The sequence below is a fragment of the Microcystis sp. M109S1 genome (assembly GCF_020247025.1).
In the GTDB taxonomy this organism is placed as follows: Bacteria; Cyanobacteriota; Cyanobacteriia; order Cyanobacteriales; family Microcystaceae; genus Microcystis.
This window is the reverse complement of the sequence record NZ_JADBRW010000098.1, coordinates 1-3,481: the sequence shown is the minus strand read 5'-3', so window position 1 is coordinate 3,481 and position 3,481 is coordinate 1. Positions and strand designations below refer to the sequence as shown.

The window sequence follows — 3,481 nt, the reverse complement described above, 5'->3', positions numbered from 1 at the left end:
TTATCAGTTATCAGTTATCAGTTATCAGTTATCAGTTATCAGTTATCAGTTATCAGTTATCAGTTATCAGTTATCAGTTATCAGTTATCAGTTATCAGTTATCAGTTATCAGTTATCAGTTCACTGTTTACTGTTTACTGATCACTGAAAAAACTTCCCACTCCCCCACACCTTTTAAACAGGATTTAGAGTCAGAGGTAAATTAACGCATATTATTGACCGCACCACTAACCAAACCAGCGCTAACATAGCGACCATAACCATCAAGACGGTTTTGTTGAGCGATTCGAGAGGGATTATTGACGAGATCGGCAACCCCCATACCCATCATCACCACGGAGATAACTGCGATTAAGTAGTTACGGACAAAAGTTGGATTTTGGTGGCTGACTAACATGGTTGTTACCTCTCTTTCCTGTCGATAACCTTAGAATACGAGAGGGTTTGGGGTGATGTCAGTCCCATAATTCCGGGTGACAGAAGTGGAAAAAAGTGGAATCCACAGACAAGCTATGATTTTTTGTCGATTAGAATCGGTAAATAGGGAATCGGGAACAGGAAAAGGGCAATATTCGTCGTCAATCTGGTTAAATAATCAGTAAATCAGCTAAAAACTGACATATTCTCCAGAATATGACCTTAGAAACAGCGATTATGACCATAAAATTTCTCTGTCCTTTAGTTTTAGGATTATCTATTGTTATTATTGACAATGGGCAATATCTCAGAGCAGAAACGGTAACTTTGAGCGCCAGTCAACGGCAACAGCTGCGATCGCTAGATGCTAAGATTATTTTACCTAACTATATCCCCCCCGGATTTCGGGCCAGCGAGATTAAAATCCTCGCAGAAGAGGGGAAAGGATACGCAGTCCTCTTTGAAAATGCCGAGAATAGCTGTTTTTTGGTGGAAGGAATCGAAAACGCCAGGGGCGATGATGGTTTAGAATTAGAGGGAACCCTAGCGCTCAATTCCCCACTATTTGGAGAAGGATACTGGCTCAATTATGGTACACCCCAAGACTCGGAATTAAAGCAACAATTCCCTGAACCTGATTTGTATTCCGATTGGATGAAAATGGGAGAATATTTTTATCGTCTCAGTGGGGCATTAATTGCCCGGGAGGAGTATGATTATCCTAATTGCCGTCAAGATATTTCACCATCGGAAGCGGTTAAAATAATCGAATCTTTCGGAGATAACAATTAAATTGAATTTATCTACAGTCATTTCTGATCTACAACAAAAAAGCAAGGAGCGGTTAGCTTGGTCTGATTTTTGCTGGTTAGGATTAGTAATAATTTTGGGACTGGTTATTAGGTTAACACAATTAACTAGCAAACCTCCCTGGACGGATGAATTTGCCACTATGGTTTTTAGTATTGGCAATAATTACCAGATAGTGCCGTTAAATCAGATAATTTCCCTCGCCACTTTATTCGCACCTCTCCAGAGCAACCATCAGGCAACTATTGCCGATGTAATTAAATTAGTTATTCAGGAGGACAATCATCCACCTTTATATTTTATTCTCGCCTATCTCTGGAATAAATTATTCTTTGATCGGGGAGAATATGTATCTTTAGAAGCGATGCGATCGCTGGCAGTATTTTGGGGAGTTATTTCGATTCCTTTAATTTATTTTATCAGTAAATTGGTCTTTAAATCAGGCTCGATCGCTTTTCTAGCGGCGATTTTAATGGCGGTTTCTCCCTATGGGGTTTTTATCTCCCAAGAAGCGCGCCATTATACTTTAGCGGTTGTATTTGTCCTCATATCTTTAGGCTGTTTTCTGAGGGCAAGCGGCCAAATTATCCACCATAAAAGAATATCCCATACTTTGGTTTTTTTCTGGTTAATTGTCAACTGTCTAGGGTTATTAGTCCACTATTTTTTTAGTTTAACTATCCTAGCGGAAGCAATAACTTTATTATTGATTTTATTCAATCAAATCAAACAAAAAAACTTTTGGATAACTAATTGGTGGCGTTTAAGTTTAGTTTTTTTAGGTAACTTGAGCTTTATTATTATTTGGTTGATCACGGTTGTACCCAAAGATTATGGCAATCAGATGACCGGTTGGATTCAGAGAGACAATGATAGTTTTTTAGCAGTAATTAGCCCCTTTTTTCAATTGCTGGGAACATTAATTACTATGCTTTCTCTGCTCCCCGTTGAATCAGAATCTTTAATAATTATCTTGATTTCTGGGGCAATAATGATCGGTTTTTTTCTCTGGATTATCCCACAATTAAAAACAGCGTGGCTAGACTCCTATAAACCAGAATTAGGCATTCTCTCGGCATTTTTTCTCAGTTCAATTGCTATTTTCTTTGTCATCACCTATCTGCTCTCGGTCGATATTACCCGGGGAGCTAGATATAGTTTTGTTTACTTTCCCTCGGTAATTTTAATTCTAGCAATTTTATTAGACAATTGTTGGCAAAGGAAGCATCAAAAAATCGTAATTATTGTAATTATCATGGCTTTAATTAGTTCCCTAAGTGTTACTTTTAATTTAGGCTATCGTAAGTATTATCGCCCGGATAAATTAGTTACCACCATCGAAAATAATAGCCGTTATCCCTTAGTAATTGCCACTAGCTATAGGAGTTTGGTGCAGGTGGGAGAAATGATGGGAATTGCTTGGGAATTTAACCAAAGATTTCCCGATAAAAACCCTCAGTTTATCTTAGTTAACTCAGGACAAAAGCCAAATTTTAATCTGTCATCTTCTCCCCCTTTTGAATTATGGTTAATTAATTTCCATTCTTCAATAGATCGCTCGGACTGTCAACTCTCAGAGTTATCCTCCAATTATGTAACAGGTTATGAATATCAAAAGTTTCTCTGTGGGCGATCGATGGATTATAATAATAAAGTTAAGTAGGGTTGGCTGAATAAATCTAAAAACCTTGTTGGGTAAGGCTTTTAGACTTTTTTCCTCTCAAAAAGTGCCAACTATTGGAGTGATCGGGGGTAAAATTCAGGTACTTTTTCCCTGAAAATTAGGTAATTGACCCCCTCAAAATCGGTAAAACCCTACACCCCACACCCCACACCCCACACCCCACACCCTGTCCCCACGAAAAACTTTTTGCCGCAAACCTTAAGTAGGGCTATTAACTATGATTATTTGGGTAAATGAACAGATTGACCCCTGCGGTTTAGTACAAGCTTGTATTGCCTGTCAAGATGAACAAGCAGCAAAAGATTGTCATCAAAGTTGGTTAACCAGTCTTACGGATGAACAAAAACAAGCGGGGTGGGTAGCAGTTTTAAGAACCGTAGAATCTTGGGATGATGTACCAGTAAATGCTCTGAAGTTAAGTTATTAACTATAACTAGGGTTTGCTGAATAAATCTAAAAACCTTATCCAACAAGGTTTTTAGACTTTTTTTCCCTCAAAAAGTGCCGACCCTTGGAGTGATTGGGGGGAAAATTCAGGGACTTTTTCCCTGAAAATTAGGTAATTGACCA

5 protein-coding genes are annotated in these 3,481 nt (G+C 38.3%); 4 read left to right on the top strand and 1 reads right to left on the bottom strand.

The features are described 5' to 3' along the window. A partial coding sequence (locus IM322_RS04770; protein WP_502866909.1) for a hypothetical protein occupies positions 1-206 on the top strand: 206 nt, incomplete at its 5' end. On the opposite strand, the gene IM322_RS04765 is transcribed toward IM322_RS04770, so the two are convergent. After that, positions 203-397, bottom strand: coding sequence for a hypothetical protein (locus IM322_RS04765; RefSeq protein ID WP_287674815.1), 195 nt, complete (start codon positions 395-397; stop codon positions 203-205). The genes IM322_RS04770 and IM322_RS04765 overlap by 4 nt on opposite strands. 236 nt (positions 398-633) lie before the next feature. Here IM322_RS04765 and IM322_RS04760 point away from each other — a divergent pair, with 236 nt between their 5' ends. From IM322_RS04760 to IM322_RS04750, 3 genes are all read left to right on the top strand, one after another. Continuing rightward, positions 634-1,209, top strand: coding sequence for a hypothetical protein (locus tag IM322_RS04760; protein WP_287674818.1), 576 nt, complete (start codon positions 634-636; stop codon positions 1,207-1,209). 1 nt (position 1,210) lies between these two features. Next, complete coding sequence (locus IM322_RS04755) at positions 1,211-2,890, top strand: glycosyltransferase family 39 protein (protein WP_287674820.1); 1,680 nt, start codon at positions 1,211-1,213, stop codon at positions 2,888-2,890. A 238-nt stretch (positions 2,891-3,128) separates the two neighbouring features. Further along, a complete protein-coding gene (locus IM322_RS04750; protein WP_002739214.1) occupies positions 3,129-3,338 on the top strand; it encodes a hypothetical protein in 210 nt (69 codons plus the stop codon). The last annotated feature ends 143 nt before the right edge of the window (positions 3,339-3,481 follow it).

What these genes read in the sequence shown, in the direction of transcription:
- IM322_RS04765 (WP_287674815.1), bottom strand. Translation starts at nt 397, where the DNA reads ATGTTAGTCAGCCACCAAAATCCAACTTTTGTCCGTAACTACTTAATC.
- IM322_RS04760 (WP_287674818.1), top strand. Translation starts at nt 634, where the DNA reads ATGACCTTAGAAACAGCGATTATGACCATAAAATTTCTCTGTCCTTTA.
- IM322_RS04750 (WP_002739214.1), top strand. Translation starts at nt 3,129, where the DNA reads ATGATTATTTGGGTAAATGAACAGATTGACCCCTGCGGTTTAGTACAA.